The organism is Catenovulum sediminis (assembly GCF_007289895.1).
GTDB classification, from domain to species: Bacteria; Pseudomonadota; Gammaproteobacteria; order Enterobacterales; family Alteromonadaceae; genus Catenovulum; species Catenovulum sediminis.
Genome location: NZ_CP041660.1, coordinates 548,385 through 565,813, shown reverse-complemented (window position 1 = coordinate 565,813; position 17,429 = coordinate 548,385). Strand labels below are relative to the sequence as shown.

The 17,429-nt window shown below is 41.6% G+C and carries 5 protein-coding genes; 3 read left to right on the top strand and 2 right to left on the bottom strand.

All coding sequences use genetic code 11. The features are described 5' to 3' along the window. Positions 1–271: 271 nt before the first annotated feature. Positions 272–4,924 carry a GH32 C-terminal domain-containing protein gene (locus FNT16_RS02175; RefSeq protein ID WP_143870014.1) on the bottom strand — a complete coding sequence of 1,551 codons (4,653 nt, stop codon included), beginning with the start codon at positions 4,922–4,924 and terminating at the stop codon, positions 272–274. Between the two features lie 293 nt (positions 4,925–5,217). On the opposite strand from FNT16_RS02175, the gene FNT16_RS02170 reads away from it, so the two are divergent. Next, complete coding sequence (locus FNT16_RS02170; RefSeq protein WP_143870013.1) at positions 5,218–10,026, top strand: GH32 C-terminal domain-containing protein; 4,809 nt, start codon at positions 5,218–5,220, stop codon at positions 10,024–10,026. A gap of 213 nt (positions 10,027–10,239) precedes the next feature. Continuing rightward, positions 10,240–13,083 carry an insulinase family protein gene (locus FNT16_RS02165; RefSeq protein ID WP_143870012.1) on the top strand — a complete coding sequence of 948 codons (2,844 nt, stop codon included), beginning with the start codon at positions 10,240–10,242 and terminating at the stop codon, positions 13,081–13,083. Between the two features lie 34 nt (positions 13,084–13,117). On the opposite strand, the gene FNT16_RS02160 is transcribed toward FNT16_RS02165, so the two are convergent. Beyond that, on the bottom strand, positions 13,118–14,128 hold the full coding sequence (locus FNT16_RS02160) for a LacI family DNA-binding transcriptional regulator (RefSeq protein ID WP_143870011.1): 1,011 nt from the start codon (positions 14,126–14,128) through the stop codon (positions 13,118–13,120). A 332-nt stretch (positions 14,129–14,460) separates the two neighbouring features. On the opposite strand from FNT16_RS02160, the gene FNT16_RS02155 reads away from it, so the two are divergent. Then, positions 14,461–17,322, top strand: coding sequence for a glycoside hydrolase family protein (locus tag FNT16_RS02155; protein ID WP_143870010.1), 2,862 nt, complete (start codon positions 14,461–14,463; stop codon positions 17,320–17,322). The last annotated feature ends 107 nt before the right edge of the window (positions 17,323–17,429 follow it).

Sequence of the window (17,429 nt, the reverse complement as noted above, 5' to 3'; positions counted from 1 at the left end):
GATGACTGCCTTTTAGTCTTATCTTATAGATGGCAATATTTTAACCGCATTTTCAATTTCGATTATAAGTTTTCCTGATGTCCGAAAGTTACTCAATTAAAAAGTACTACATCGAAAAGACTTGAATACGACAGGTTATCAAAATTTTATCGTCAGCTAGTATCGACCTAGCTAAAACAAATATATGCGATAATGAAGTCGAATGGACCAATAAAAAACCGCAGCACTGGGCTGCGGTTTTGGTTACTTATAAAACCTTTACTAGGCTAATCTATTCAACTGGAATCAATATATGGTCAATATTTAGGTGACCCCATCCGCCAGTTGCATTGTCGACAACTTTTAAATAAAGGTTCTGGCCTATGTAGTCACTGCCATCTATTATTTTTCGTTGGTAAGCTTCACTGTTATTGCCAGTTACTTTTGCCAGTTCTTGCCCGCTAGAGGCGTCAACTAAAGCAACATAGGTTTGCTCAGCTAAATCGCCACCGCTAATCAGCAATGGAATTTGGCCGTTACCACTTAATTTGAATGTTTGAGATTGCATAGTACCAGTTTGGCTATCACCACCGTCTTTAAATCCCCATAAATGTTGACTTCCGTGATGATTAAACGCATAACATTCAGTCCAATAACAGGTTTCTGTGGCCAAATCGGCTATAGAAAAAGCATTGCCGGTAATTGTCCAATCAGACAAGTCTGCACCTTCAAAGTCGTACACTATAGGTTGTGGTATGACATACAGGGGGATGCGCACATCATCAATGTTGATATGTCCAAAACCACCCGTTTCGTTATCAACAACTTGTAGGTATAGCGTTTCGCCAATGTAGCTTGTGGCGTCAAATACAGTTTCTACATATCCTTCAATATTGCTACCCGTTGCTTTATACAAAATTGTACTGTCAGAACTGCGTACTAAAGCAACATATAAAGTGTTGATGTTGTTACCGCCACCCACTTTAAACTTAACTTGGCCATCACCACCTAATACAAAGTCATTGGTTCGCATGCTACCGGTTTGGCTGTCACCACCGTCTTGGAACGACCACATATGATAGGTTCCTTGATGATTAAATTGCTCAGTGCCCCAGTAGGTTGTTGCCGTAGATATATCTGCAGTTGAAAACGCTAAACCTGTGGTTGTCCAACCGCTTAAATCACCTGTTTCAAAATCTAGCACTAACTCTGTCGGTGCAGTAGAGACTGAAGACGTTACAACTATTGAATCTGAAAGCGCGCCATCGAATGTACTTGCGGTAATGGTTGCTGTGCCAGCGCTTAAAGCAGTCATAACACCATTTTTATTTACGCTTACAATGTGCGGCGCACTTGATATCCAATTAACGGTTGCATCACAAGTGTTTGTTGGCAGCACACTCGCGGTAAGGTTGAGTGATTCACCGACAGTTAATGCAGTTGAACTCGTGTTTAGTGCAATGCTGGTTGGTGGATTGCCTGGCCCCGCAGATGGGAATTGTCCAGACAAGTTATCGGCAACTGGCACGCGAACATAGTCAAGGTTGATGTGTCCCCAACCGCCGGTACTGCTGTCAACCAATTTTAAATAAACTGATTGGCCAATATATGCAGATGCATCCATCACTTTTTCTTCATAGGTTTCTCTGTTTGCCCCTGTTGCCCACAATAATTCAGTGTCTGTATTTGCATCGACCAATGCTAAATATAAATTGCTGAGGTCGCGGCCACCCGAAATTAAGAGTTGTATTTGGCCGTCACCTTCCAATACAAAATTGCCGGTACGGATTTCCCCTACATCGCTATCGCCACCGTCAAAAAAGCTCCATAGGTGATAAAACCCATGTAAATTAAATTGCCCTGCAAACCAGTGGGTCGCTGTTGAAACATCTTCGTCTTTAAAAGCACTACCTTGTACTACACACCAATTGGTTAAGTAGCCTGTTTCAAAGTCGTAATTTAATACACCATTTGTTGCGCTAAATTCAACGCCGCTGCTGGTGTATACGGATGAACCGAACAGTTCAGGGTCAGTGTATAAAAATGCTGCTGGGTCAATATCGACTGTTAGATCATTAATATCTACATCGTAATCTGATGCATTACCAGTTAGCGTAATTACCGCGGTTTGGCTGTTTTGAATGGTTATTTGGTAACCCACTCCTGCAGGCAAGTTGGAGATTGCCCAGTCAGTTGCATTAAATGTATCAAAGCTATTATTTAGCAAAGAAACGGTAATTACTTCACCATCTTCATTGCCTTCGGTTATTTGACCGTCATAGCTTAACGATATTTGTGTCACCGGCTCTATGCTGGCGGTAAATTCAATACCTTTAGCATTCACCACTTCTGGCAGTTGGCTGTTGACTAGCTGATTACCGTTTACGCTTAAAGTAGCGTTTATGATGTTGGCGTCGTAGTCGCCCGTTGTATTGCCCGACAATGTTATATCCACTTGGCTGTCAGAAACACGTGTTATGCTGCCAATGGTCACGCCAACGGGTAAACCACTAAAATTCCATTGGTTACTATCTAATACAGATTTGAATTGATTGTTTTGCAGGGTCGCAGTAATGACTTCTTCATTTTCTGCTTCTTCGAGTATTTCGCCGTCAAATGACAGTTCAATAATACTATGCTCAGCAGCATTAATATCGCCAAGTTGGTAAACATCGACCTGATTAAAATTAGTCGTACCACCATTTGAATATAGATATAAATCTACGCTATCTGCTTTTGACGGGTATATTCTGTTTTCAAATACAGCTTTGTCGTTGATAAAAACGGCAATCGCTGAGTGATCAACAAACACTTGAAATTTACTCGGTTTTCCAAAGGCGATTTCATCGTATCTGTCTTTATAAATGCCTGTTTCTTCCATGCCGGCGGTCAGTGTAGTTTTGGTTTTGTCTATGACTATGTCTTCACCATCATAGTAGATTTTGGTTAGCTCAGATTTATCAGCAGAAGTGCTGATATAAAAACCATATTCATCTGCTGTGTTGTTTGCATCAACTTCGATGAGCATTTCTATTTGGTTGCCACTGGCGGCAAGTTTGTATTCGTTAGCGACCGATATATTGTTTTCAGTTACCAGTGAGCTAGTAATACGTAAATCTTTGAGATTTTCGGAAGGTGTTTGACCAATGGTTAATCCATCTTCAAGTAAACGCCATTCTCTGGGTAAGCTAAATACATGTGCCCAACCTAAATCATTTTGCATTTGTGAGTTTGTACGCTCGTCAATTATGCCGATTGAGGTGAGTTTGCCTTGATTATCACGAACCACAGTGGGGGAGAGGTGCCCGTGGATCACATCTAAATTTTTGGGGGCTGAAAAGTCAGGTATAAATTGCCCTGCATTTCCGTTTACATTTTCTTGCCAAGTGCCAATCCAATAAACGCTTCTAACATAAGGCGCAACCGTTTTATTCATTGCACCGCCAATAGGGGCAACAACCAGTGCGTATTTATCTATGCCGTTGTGTTTGCCAATAAATTCGAACACTGGCATTTCCCATATGCCGGCGCCAATGCCCATTTGTCCATAAGGAATGGATGAAAAGCTATGTGGTGCACGTTGCCAGTTGCCAGTTGTGATATCGTTACTTGTATAATATTCTACAGCGCCGCTAGAACCCGTACCTGCACCAACTAGCATGTGCCAAGTATTGCCAGTTCTAAAAATGTAAGGGTCTCTAAAATCAGCAATTCCACCCGGGTTTGGGTCGTTTTTATCTATTATGCCGCCATGCAGTGTCCAGTTTTCTAATTTAGCATCAGTACTGGTCGCCCACGCAACGCCTGGATTGTAGTCGCCATTGTAATTAACAGTTGTATAAAAAGCATGAGCCGTACCGAAGTCGTCTACGACAACATCGCCAGACCAAATACCTTTAGAGCCTAGGCCATTTATAGCGCCAATATTTTGCCTTGGGTAGAATGCGTCTTTCAAATTTTCCCAAACGAGCAAATTGTCACTGGCCATATTGCCCCAATGCATCATGGTTTTATAAGGCCCATTAGGCGTACGTTGGTAAAACATATGAAATTTACTATTGTACTCAACCAAACCATGCGGTTCATTTGTCCAGTTGGCGGGCGGCATTGCATGATACCTGGGTTTTAAGTCGTCATCTGCAAAACGAGTGTCCGGCACGGCTAACGAGGGTTGCCATGGTGTGTTTTTTCCCGCGTCATATGCGCCAACAAATGCACTGTCAGCTATCGCTACATCATGGATTTTTGTTTCATCGTACGCGGCGTTAATCGCATTAATTTCAAAAACACCATCAATTTGCGGAGTGTAACTGCGGCCAATTACCATATCTGTAGTGGGTGCTAAAATCGCATCGCCAGTTTGGGTAAATTGTTCAGCAACCTTTTGCCCGTTAACAAACAATTTTATCAGACCGTTATCTATGGTTGCTGCTAAATGTGTCCAATCATATAACGGAAAGCTATCAGGTGCGGTGACACTGTATTCTTGGCCGTTAATATTGATGGTAAACCACCAAGTCCCGTAGGTGTTTATGCCAAAATTAAAACCATTTATGCCACTTTTCTGGTGCCAGAGTGAAGAAGGCATATGGTTATTTTCATGTGTAGAGGGGTAGCTTTCTAACGCAATCCAAGTTTCAAATGTTAAAGCATTTGCTTGGGTTAAATTAAATGGACCAGTCATCCAAGTTGAATAACCGTCAGTACGTAGTGCATTGCCATATATACCTGGTGTGCGTTCTGGCGGGTTATTGGTGTAGTGTGTTGAGAATGTCGTGGCATTTATAACATCTTGAGTATTTTGCGTTCCATTTGTTTCGTCATAAAGCAATGCAAAGAGTGGTGCTGCGCTTACTGTGTTAGATAGCAATAGACCTGCGGCTAAACAGGTTTTAATGCTGTTGAGTCGTTGCGCGTTAAGTGGTTTGGCGTTAATAGTTTTCATTGTAATAACCTTTGTGTGCTGAGGTTTAGTTTGTTGTTACATTTTAAACAACGTTGTTTATTCTAGGTGTGATTGTTGTTATTTTCAACAAAATGTTACATTTATTTTACTTTTCTGTGGTAGCGCAGGTGAAAGAGTGCTATTCAACTGCATATTTGGTTTAATTTGAGTGCTGTTTTGGGTCGTGAATATGCTGTATCTGAGCATTTAAGTTAATATCTTGTAATTTTACTGTAGTTAGTGTAACGTTAAACAACGTTGTTTTTTCTTTTGTCAGCACCAATGGAAAATTTATGAAAGCCAAAAATATAGTAAAGTTAAGTCTGGTTGCGGTAGCAACCAGCTCATTAAGCGGTTGTATACTTGATAACAAAGCAACCATAGATTCGTCTGATGTGGGGGGGATTAGCCAACCAGAGCCAACCCCTGAACCGACTCCTTCGCCAACACCCTCGCCAACGCCTGAACAGCCAGTCGCTTTAAGCGAAAAGGTATACTTAAATTTTGAAGGCCAAACCGGAAGCTCAGAAACAATAAACCAAGTTAATCAAGCGGTTTACAGTGTAACCAATACATTTTCACAACCCGAAAGAGTGTCAGGCGTAAAGGGGAAGGCACTGCGTACGGATGGTTTTTCTACTTGGGTGACTGGGAATCCTGATTTAGCTAATTTATCCGAAATGACCATAGAGAGTTGGGTTGCGTTAGAAAGCTACCCGAGTGATCACGAAACCGGCCACGCAAATTTGTCTCCAGCCTCGTTTATTTCAAAAATGAAAGATGGCAAAGGGTTTAGTATTGATATCAATACCTTTGGTCAATGGCAGTTTAATGTATCAATTGATGGCACTATGTATAATTTACAAGCGCCAGACGTTTTCCCTTTGTATAGCTGGAACCATATTGCTGCAGTAGTTGACGGTTTTAACGGTAATATTAAACTGTATTTAAATGGTGTAGAAGTCGCGACTACGGATACTAACCCTATTGGTGGCAAAATAGACAACGTTGATTCTGATTTGCTCATTGCAAAAAGTCATGCAACGACATCTTCAGGGCCATTTTCTGTCATTAATGGATTAAATGGCGCGTTTGATGAAGTTAAGATTTACCAAGGTAGCAAATCGGCAGATGCGTTTACCACAAACACTCAGATAAAAGATGACGCTCATCCGTTAGGTACGGTCTCACTTGAAACACCAGAGAGCCGTTTCATTGATGATCCGCTCCGGCCTATTTTTCATGCTATGCCACCTGCCAACTGGGCAAATGAACCACATGGTTTGGTTGAGTTTAACGGCCAGTATCATATGTTTTACCAGCGCACACCAAATGGCCCGTTTAAAACCCAAATGCATTGGGGTCATATGAAGTCAGATGATTTTGTTAACTGGACACATATGCAAGATGCGCTCTGGCCTGAAGTAGAGCAGGGCGGTGCTAACGGCTTTGATATGAAGGGCATTTGGTCGGGTGATGTCGTTGTTGAAGGTGATACAGCCTATGCGTTTTACACGAATGTGAATCATACAGGGCCGTTTAATCCGGGCGTGGCAGTTGCAACCAGTTCGGATGCTGATTTACAAAACTGGACAAAATTAGGCCCGATTATTGACCGCACTGGGGTTGATGATATGCGTGATCCGTATTTATGGAAAGACGGCGACACGTGGCACATGATAGTTGGTGCAATAAAGGGGGGGCATGGCGCACTGTTGCACTTATCGACTACAGATATTACGGACGGAAATAGCTGGCAATCTAGCGACTTTATGGCCGATTTCTCGGCGCTAACAGCACCTGATGGCTCAAAAGACGGACTTGCGAATGTGTTATGGGAAATGCCGGTATTCGACAAAATTTCAGACGATAAATATATATTGCTCGTTAACCCTGTCGGTGGTGGATACAAACCCAGAGGTTTGTACTGGATTGGCAGTTGGACAAATGGCCAATTTGTAGCGGACGATACCCAAGCTAAATATTTAGATTTAATTGTCGGCCATATATCACCAACGGTTGCGCGCAATGCGGACGGATTATTAACTGCGATTGGTATAGTCGATGAAAGACGTTCTTCTGAAGCTCAGTTAGCGGCAGGCTGGACACAAACCTTTTCAGCACCCCGCGTTTGGTCGTTAGCTGCAGACGGCGCGACTGTTCAGCAAGCACCCGCTGCTCAGTTAAGTGATTTACGTTTGAATAACAGTTTACGCCAGCAATCTAACTTGGTGGTTAATGGAGAAACGCTGTTAGATGCGAAAGGACGCCGAGTAGAAATTATCGCTGAACTAGATGCAACGGATACAGCGAACCAATACGGTGTGGTTATTGCTGCGTCTGCTGACGGCGAAGAAAAAACAATTATTTATTACGATGCAGTGAATAAAAACATTGTGTTGGATAAAACAAAATCAACCACTTCAGACAGTGCGTTTGAGCTCACCGAACAAGCCGGCAGTTATGACGAAACGGCATTTGGTAAACCAGAAAAATTTCATATTTTTGTTGATGGTTCAGTAGTAGATGTATTTATCAACGACAAAGCGGCCTTTTCTTTTAGGATTTATCCAACAAAAGATGACAGCAATCACATCGCGCTTTATTCGCAAGCAGCGGATACTGAGTTTACCGAGGTTCAGGTATATCAATTGGCGGATATGCAGAATCGACGCACTTTTATTTCAGCAAAAGCAGACACGGATGGCATTATTGAAGAAAAGGAAGACGGCGAAGTTATTACGGTTAGCGTGACTAATAATACATTTGCACAAACTCTAGATATTAATAACTGGCAAGCTATCAATTTACCAAATGGGGTCAGTTTAGGCAGTGTTAACCGTATTGACGACACGACAGCTGAAATAACGCTATCTGGCAATTCGAGTGATGACTTTGATGTCAATATTTCTAATATCGAGTTGAGTATTGCGGCAGATCAGTTTGTCTCTATGCCTGTTCCGGCAGACGTTAGGGGATTCGGCCCAACTATTACCGCGGAAGTTGAAGTGGTAACGTCTGCAGCGTTAACCATAGATGGTGATGCGCAAGCGACTATCAGCGAAGGTTCTGAAAGTGGTCAGACTATTTCAGTTGCTTTAACCAATAACACTTTTGTTGATCCGGTTGATAAAGCACATTGGACAGCGCAAAACTTACCGGCCGGGTTGGACTTTACCTTGACTCGAGTCGCTAACAATCAAGTCGATATTCAAATTGCCGGTACTGCTGAAAGCTATGGAAACCAAGATAAGTTGGTGACCTTCAGTATAGCAGCCGAAGCCTTTAGCCAGGCCGATCCTGAATTATTTGGCCAAGCGGCTATGTCGACTTCTATTTTGTTTAAAGCCAACAAAGTATTTAACGCAACTTTGCCAGTTGATGGGCAAAACAATGCCTTAGTTATTGGGCGATTTGATGGCGCTCAGGCCACGCTAGCACAAGGCTGGTCAGCTTCTGGTGATTTTGCAAACCCCGCTACTGAAGGCGCTTGGCGGGGGACAACAACAAATAGTGCATCAGCGCAAATAGGTGATGCAGCAGTCAGTACCTGTGAAATGAACGGCAATGCCAAAGGATGTGACCAAAGCACTGGTCGTTTAACCTCGCCAATATTCACCTTAACGAAAGACAACTTATATACCTTGCTCGCCGGTGGTGAAAACAATAGCAAGGCTGTTGGTATTCGAGTACTCGATACCGCGGGGAATTTATTACATAACTATTCACCAGCGAGTTGTGGCCCAGCCAATATTGATGGTGATGATGATTGGACAGTTATTCAGGCCAGTGCATTAAAAGGCGCAAATATTCGAGCACAATTTTATGACGAAGAATCAGGCGGCTGCGGGTTTGTTAGTTTTGATCACTTGTTCCAAAGTGATGCAGCTAAAAGTGACACTATGCTTGATGGTGGCACGGTAACCTTAACAGCAGAGCAAAGTGCCAATTTAACTTATGGTGTGAGCTTACCGTATCAAGATTCTGATTCAAATGTCATTGGTTCATTTGATGATGCGCAAGCAATGATTTCAGATGGTTGGGTCGCTACTGGTGATTTTGCTAACCCTGCTTCTGCCACTGCATGGCACAGTTTAACCACAAGTGCGGCTGATTCAGCCAGAGTGGGTGCGGGTGGTACAACAAGCTGTGAGTTAAATGGTAATCCTTGTGATGCCAGTACGGGTACATTGACCTCGCCTTTATTTGATGTAACTGCCGAGCAGTCAATGTTGGCATTGCTTGTTTCTGGTGGTAATGCAGAAATGACAAATGATGTCGGTATTCGAGTGTTGGATGCCTCAGATGCTGAGTTAACGCGTATGAACCCGGGCACGTGCGGCGATGCTTACGTAAAAAATGATAGTCATTGGAAAACCATTGATTTATCTGCTTATGTTGGTCAACAAGTTAAAGTAGAGGTGTTTGATAATGAAACCGGCGGCTGTGGGTTTATTAGTGTTGATCATATTCATTTAACGTCTGGTGAAGCAATTGATCCAAACTATGTTGATTTTAACTTTGTTGCAACGGATTACGCTGAAGCCAACCCAGATCAAACGCTTACCAATATCACTGTGAATGCTGATTCTTTTGCACAGGTTATCGGCAGTTTTGACAGCCCAACTGCAATGTTAGCAGATGGTTGGTCTGCAACAGGGGATTTTGCAAACCCAGCAGATGACACGGCTTGGGCTGGCACGACCAGTTTTAATGATGCGGCTAAAGTGGGCACAAATGCGGTGAGTACTTGTGAGTTAAACAACAATGCGAATGGTTGTGACCAGCCAGTGGGTACATTAACTTCTCCGACATTTAAAATAGATGCAGCTAGACCGCACTTGAACTTTTTAATGTCAGGGGGCAATGGCAGTGCGCCTGTTGGCTTAAAAGTCATCAATCCAGCAAACGATGCAGTCATCGCACAATATACACCAAATTCCTGCGCTGACTCTCGGGTACTGGGTGATCAGCATTGGCAAACAATCGACTTAAGTGATTATGTTGAGCAGTTTGTGCAAGTGGTTGTGTTTGATGAAGAGCCGGGCGGCTGCGGCTTTGTCAGCTTTGATCATCTGCATTTAAGCAGTAGCTCAAAATAGTCGAGTTAAATTTGTTCGTTTACATGGCTAATGCTTAGGGCGTGTTTATTTTTGTATTATTTTTATAAACAAAGATAAACACGCCCTAGCGTTAGCTTTTTTCATTTTAAATACAGTAAGAGGAGTAAACCACAACAAATATCAATAAAAACAGAGCGGGTTAAGGTAAGTCAAATAACAAAAGTGAAAATTTATACAAAGGAGCGTGATTAAATGCGCAATTGTTCAATATTTATATTAATGCTGTCGTTGACACTGAGTTTACTGCTTTCGTGTGCGACAACAGACAAATCTCTAGTATCACATCAGTCTAACTACTCCAAAAGCATTAGCCATGTTACACCAATAAAACACGAAAACGATCATCGGAAATATGCCGGTTTCACATTAGACAACGGCATGCAAGTTATTGTGGTATCTGATGAAGACTTAGAGGTCGCAGCAGCCTCTATAGTGGTCGCAGCAGGTGCGTTTCAAGCTAGTGAAGACTATCAAGGTTTACCACACTATCTAGAGCATATGATTTTTCAATCATCTAAAAAATATCCTTGGCCGAACGAATTTAAAAAGTTTGTTGAGCAAGGAGGCGGTTTTACCAATGCGTATACTGCTAGAGACCACACTAATTACTTTTTTTATGTTTCAAATAGTAAATTTGATGGTGCGTTAGATCGGTTGTCTGCTGCGCTCTCTGAGCCACTATTTGACCATCAGTATAGTAAAAAAGAAGTACAAGCAGTGCATTCAGAATGGTCAAAACAAAAGTCTAGTCCGCACTTTACGATACAGCGAGTGGCTGCGGTTACTGCAAATCCGCAGCATCCATTGCGGTTTTTGGCTGTGGGTAATGCCGATACGCTAAAAGATAAAGACGACAAAACACTTCATGATGAAATGGTTCAGTTTTACAATAGGTTCTATTCGGCAAATCAAATGAAGCTAACATTGGTCGGAAGCCAATCAATTGATGAGTTGATGGCGCTTGCAATGCGACACTTTGGTACGATTAAAAATAAAGCGATAGAAAAACCCGAAGTGACGACAGACGCGTTTGCTAAGCAACAAGTTGGACAGCATATTTTTGTTAAAACGCGAGAAAAGCAGAGTCAATTAGGGGTGGAATTTCCAATAAAAAACAATTTGTCAGAATGGAAAAGTAAACCCAACCGGTTTTTAATCAATTTGATATTTAGTCAGGAAAATGGAGCGCTTATTCCTACATTGCGTAATCAAGGGTTGATAAAAGATGCTTATTATCATGTCAGTTCAAATATCTACGGCAGCCAAGGCACGTTTTACACATACTTCAATTTAACCGGTAAAGGCGAGCAGCATAAAGATTTAATAGTACAAACTTATTTGGATTATTTGCATCAAATTAAAAATAAAGCTGTCACTCAAGCGTACTCAAATGAGTTGCAAATGTTGTTGGATGGAGAAAGTGCCAACCATCAAGGAGAGGAAGCTTACAATACGGCTTTGAAGCTATCAGTCAATCAATTGTATTTCCCAATTAAATATGTGCTGACTGAAAAGTCTTATTACGAAGGTTTTAATAAACCGGCAATCGAGTCATTGTTAAACCAAATGACAATCGATAATTTAAGGTTATGGCATATAGGTGATCGTGTTGAGGCTGAAAATCCAGTCCCCTATGCATTTGGGAAGTATTCAACTTTGCCATTTACTCACGAAGAGAAAAATGTCTGGCTATCCGCTTTGGGGCAAAACCTCGCTGTTTTGCCACCTGCGATGTCAGGCTCAAGTGAGAAAAAATCTGCTTTAGCAAAGATAGATAAGCAGTTAACTCAACCCAAAAGAGTTGTCGCACAGCAAGGCATTAGAGCATATTTAATGCATAGTAAACACTTCGAAAATTCGATACAAGGCGTATTGAAAGCAACCATTCAAACACCCAATCAAGTGAAAGATGTTGAATCTTTAATATTGAACCATGTATTGAGTTATTTATATCAACAGCAACTTAGTTCGCTTGCTGACCGCGCTAAAAAAATGCATCAGGTACAATTAAAAGGTTATGGCAACCCTTACGGTTTTACAGAGTTAGAGCTTACTGGTGATTTGCGCTCCCATGCTGTTTATATCGAAGAAGCTTTGCAAGTATTCAAGCAGTTAGAAATTACGGAATCTTTGGTTAATGCAAGAGTGGAGAGTTATTTACAAGGTCTACAAAATTTGCATAAAACACCAGCAATTCAACAGTTTAATGAGTATGCAGGCGGGCTATATCGCACCAAACATGTTGCTTTTCCGCTCGCAGATAAAATTTACGCGCTACAACAAGTAACCGTAGAAAAAGTACGAGCGCATCATCTAAAAGCAATTAACAATAACTTTTTAGACATTTTTGCTTTTGGTTATTACAGTGAAAAACAGATTAGCGAATTGGCCCAGAATGCCCGTATAACACTCGGCCCGTCAAAGCAGGAACCATGGAAGTATGAACAATACTTAACGCCCAAAGCAAACAAAAATCGATTAATCGAAAAGCAGATTGAGTCCAGCGACAATGGTGTTGAGCTAACTTATATTGCATTGAAATCGTCTTTCGAGATAGAGGCAGATATTTTTGTGTTGAATCAGATTATGGCGAACGAGTTTTTTACGCGAATACGGACTGATAAGCAAATGGGGTATGTTGTCGCTAGTATGCCAGCGGCTATCCATCACTATCCTGCAATTCGGTTTATTGTGCAAAGTGACAATACGGAATTAGCAGAAGTTGAAGCTGAAATCACACAATTTATCGAGCAATTCAGGTTAGCTTTACCTAAACTACCCGCAAAATTATACAACCAAGTCGCAGAGTTTATCGTCAAGCAAATTAACCAAAAACCGGCAAAAATTTACAACGAAGCACAGTTTTATCTGGCTGATTGGGAAATTGGTCAATATGAATTTTCCAGCTTTGAAAAAAGTATTGCCGCATTTGAAAAGGTAAGTAAATCGTCCATTATTGATACTTATCAGAATATTTTGCTGAATAGGAATAGTGAAAAACTAACCATTAAATTAAAAGGTAAAAAATTTATCTAATTGATCTATCAGGCGTGAACGTGACAGAGCGTCTTTAAAAAGAGGCTCTGTCAAACAACAAACACGGTACTTTATGGTGTGTAACCGGGTATACGGTATTTTTGTTAGCGATTAACTGCAACACCTGAGAGACCGCTAGCCGTCCCATTTCGTAGTAGGGAAGTGCCATGGTTGATAATTTGGGTTCTAATATTTCTGGAATATCGTGCCAGTTATCAAAGCTGGCTACTGCGATGTCTTGACCTACTGTTAAACCTAAGCGTTCTATCACTAAGTAAACTTTAATGGCAGCTAGGTCTTTGCCACACAATACCGCATCGGGCTTAAATTCTTCTATCACTTGTTTTGCAACTTCGCCTGCAATATTGACCGTGCGGCCTTCAATTACTTGTTCAATGGTATCTATACGCCATTGGTTTTCAGGAATGCCGTATTCTTGCATGGCTTTTAAAAAACCTTTTTGGCGATGCTGCGCCGCCATAATATCTGGGTTTAGATTTAAAAAAGCGATACGTTTGTAACCTTTGTACAAAAGCTGCTTAGTCACATAGTATCCAGCCAGCTCATCATCCGGTACGATTGAAGTGAAATCGTTCTGCATGCTGACACAATTAACCAAAACTGTGGGTAGCGTTTTAAACAGTTTAGAAAATTCAACCGACTGATGATACATAGCCCCATAAATAATACCTTCAGAGCGGTGCTGCAGACACTCTTCATATAGTCTGTCTTTGTTTGGGTGTTTAGGATCTAAGTTAAAAACCATTAGGGTTTTACCTTGCTCCCAAGCCATATCTTGTGCACCTTTTAAAATGGCAACGGAAGCAGGAGTTGTCGAAATTTCGTCAGAAATAAACCCAATAATGTCACTTTGTTTTTTGCGGACTAAACTTGCCGCTTTATTCGGTCTGTAACCTAGCTTTTCTATTGCAGCTTCAACTTTTTCTACATTGTGCGGTTTGACGCCAGGTTCTTTGTTGACGACTCGCGCGACGGTTTTAAAAGAAACGCCCGCCAATTGCGCAACTTGTTTAATGGTGACCATTGTTTTAATTTTCGTGATAATAATGGCTTATTTAACTATATAATGGGCAACGTTGTCAAAAAGTTAACGTAAATCGCTAAGGGGTCATTTATTTTAATGTGTCGATAAAATGGTATCGCACCGCCTATTGTTTAAATAAATTAATATATTTTGTAAATATTGTTTGATAAAAAAAGCATATTCGTTTATAAATAGACAACGTTGTAAATTTAAGTGTGCTTTTCACTGATCAAGTGAATGTCTGAAATTAGTAAAATTAGAGTAAACAACTTAGTCATTAAATTAAAAGAAATGACAACGTTGTAAAATGTAAAGGTTAAAGAGGCTAATATATGCTTAATAAGTTCAAACTTAACACCATAGTAAGACACAGCGCCTTGTTGTCAGGGGCGGTATTTTTAGCAGCTTGTAGCACAGATACAGCAGAAACAACAGGCAAGAGTGTAGACCAACAAAATGTGGAAGTGGTCATTCTTGAAGAAGGTCAAAATGCTGACGATATATTAAATCCGGGAGACGGCGGTGATGGTGGAGACGGTGGAGACGGTGGAGACGGTGGAGACGGTGGAGACGGTGGAGACGGTGGAGACATCGTTTTAACAGATACGCCTGAAACAGAAGGCGCGAGTCTATTTGTGCGAGCAAATGATGCAAACCAAAATATTGCAGGTTTTGAATTTTGTTGTGGTGGTTACGACACATATCAAGAACACGAATTTACCAATGCAACGGGTGACTTTGTTGAATTAGATGGCGGTTTTTGGGGGGCAGATGTTGCAGGCCATATTGGTGAACGAGTGTTTTCTAGTTATGGTGATGGTTTTGATAGTGATGAGGATACCTCTGCCGCGCAAGTGGGCCTAAGTGCAACAGGTAGCATTCGCTCGCCCCAATTTAACATAGATAAAAAGTACATTAACTTTTTAGTCGGTGGTGGCAGCAACCAATATGGCAGCGCCAATACAACCAGCGTACTACTGATGGTTGATGATCAAGTGGTGCGTACCGCGAGTGGTGATAATCAACACAACTCTATGGATTGGCAAACATGGGACGTGACAGACTATCAAGGCAAAACAGCTTGGATCGAATTTATTGATATGCATACCGACGATAGAAGTGATGCCGGTTTAGCGTATCTACTGGCTGACGAATTTAGAGCGGCAGACAAAGCTGCCGTCGCACCATCGGCAAGTAATATCGTGAAAGCGACTGCGACACTAACAAGTGCTCCTACCACAACAGGCGAGGCTGCATTTGTTCGTCAAACAGACGTTAATCAGAACATTGCAGGTTTTGAATTTTGTTGTGGTCAATTCAATAGTTACCAAAACCATAGCTTTCGCGCGACCGGCGATATGATTAAACTGGATGGTGGCTGGTGGGCTGCTGATGTAACCAACCATGTAGGTGATCGCGCATTTTCAAGCCGCACAGACGCATTTGAAGCCGATGGCACTAATTTAGGCTGGTTAGGCGATGCTGCAACAGGTTCTGTAATTACGCCTGAGTTTGTCATCAATAAAAACTATATTAATTTTTTAATTGGTGGTGGCAATAACGAATATACTTCAGACAAAGCGACAGCAGTTGTTTTACGAGTAAACGGTAAAATAGTACGTCACGCGACCGGTAATGGCGAAGAGAATAAGGTTGATTGGCATAGCTGGGACGTATCCGCATTAAATGGGCAACAAGCTGTTATTGAAATTATTGACCAGCATGACGCATCAGAAGACGATGGTTCACTAGCATTTATATTGGTTGACGAAATTAGACAAGCCGATAGAGCAGCAGCGCAACCTGTCGCTTCCGCGGTTGTAACAAGTGACACAGGGCATGGTCAAAATCTGGTATTAGACTTAGGTGATCCAAATCCGTTTTATGATAACGGAGAGTATTATATTTATTACCTCGAAAACTTAGGTTTTCATTCTTGGGCAGTGGCTAAAACGTCTGATTTATTGACTTCTAGTTTCCCACAAACTGTATTGCCAGCTTCGGGTGATTCAAGTAAAGCTGATCAATGGATAGGTTCAGGCAGTGTCATTAAAGCGCAAGATGGTAGTTATCATATGTTTTATACAGGTCACAATCGTGATTTGAGCCCTGTTGAAACAGTGATGCATGCTAAAGCCACCGATAACACATTAACCAACTGGCAGCCGATACCAGCGGATACCTTTAGTGGTTCTAACGGTTACAGCGACTTTGATTTCAGGGACCCACTGGTATTTTGGAATGAAAGTGAAAGCAAATATTGGATGTTAATCACGACACGCTACCAAAACAAAGCGGCGATCGGTTTATATACTTCAGAAGACTTGTCTAGTTGGACCGCACAAGCGCCGCTATATACAGAAGTGTCTAACCTGAATTTAGAAGTTGCAGACTACTTTGAGTTGGATGGTACGCCATTTATTGTTTTCTCTGATCAAAGAGACGATTCTCGTCAAGTTAAAGTATTAACAAAACAAAACGATGATTGGGTATTGGCGAATAACACCGCATTAGACGGCAGAGCATATTACGCAGCACGTACTGCTGGTCATGCTGATGAACGCCTATTATTTGGTTGGGTCGCACACAACTTTGGTCGTAAAGATGGCGCAAACCCTGACTGGGGTGGCGACTTGATGGTTCACGAGGTTAAATTAAAAGATGGTGAACTGGCCGTGGAACTACCAGAAAAATTACGCACTGGATTAGCCCAAACCATGGCAACAGATTCTGTATTCAGTGAAGGCGCTGCTACGGCCACTGCAACAGGCTTTGATTTACAGGCGCAAAGCTTAACAACGCTCGCCAGCTCAAACATGAAAAACCGTTGGAGTTTTAATGTAACTAGCACCAATGCAGACGCTAATTTTGGTTTAGTGTTACGTAAACCAGAAGCTGAAGGTGCAGATAAACGCGCCCATATATCGATTGACGCTGCCAACAACCTAGCTAAATTCTATTTTGTAGGTGATGAAACAAATCAATTTAACCCAGAAGTAGCAGTGCCACTAGATGCGACTGCAGGGATTAACTTTGAACTGTTAGCAGACCCAGAAGCGGGTGTGGGTGCTCTGTATATAAATGGTTATCGAGCTCTTAGCTTTAGATTATATGAACTAGCGGAATACGAAATTGGTTTTTATACTAATGCTGATGCAGTCAGTGTTAAAGATGTAAAACGATTTTCTCGCTAAGTTAACGTAAAGGTTTCTGATCCCCATGATCAGAATTGGCGTCACCAGTCAGTGCTGAGTCTGGTGGCGCCGCTTTCTTTTAAAGTAATCAATAGAGTTGTATTGTT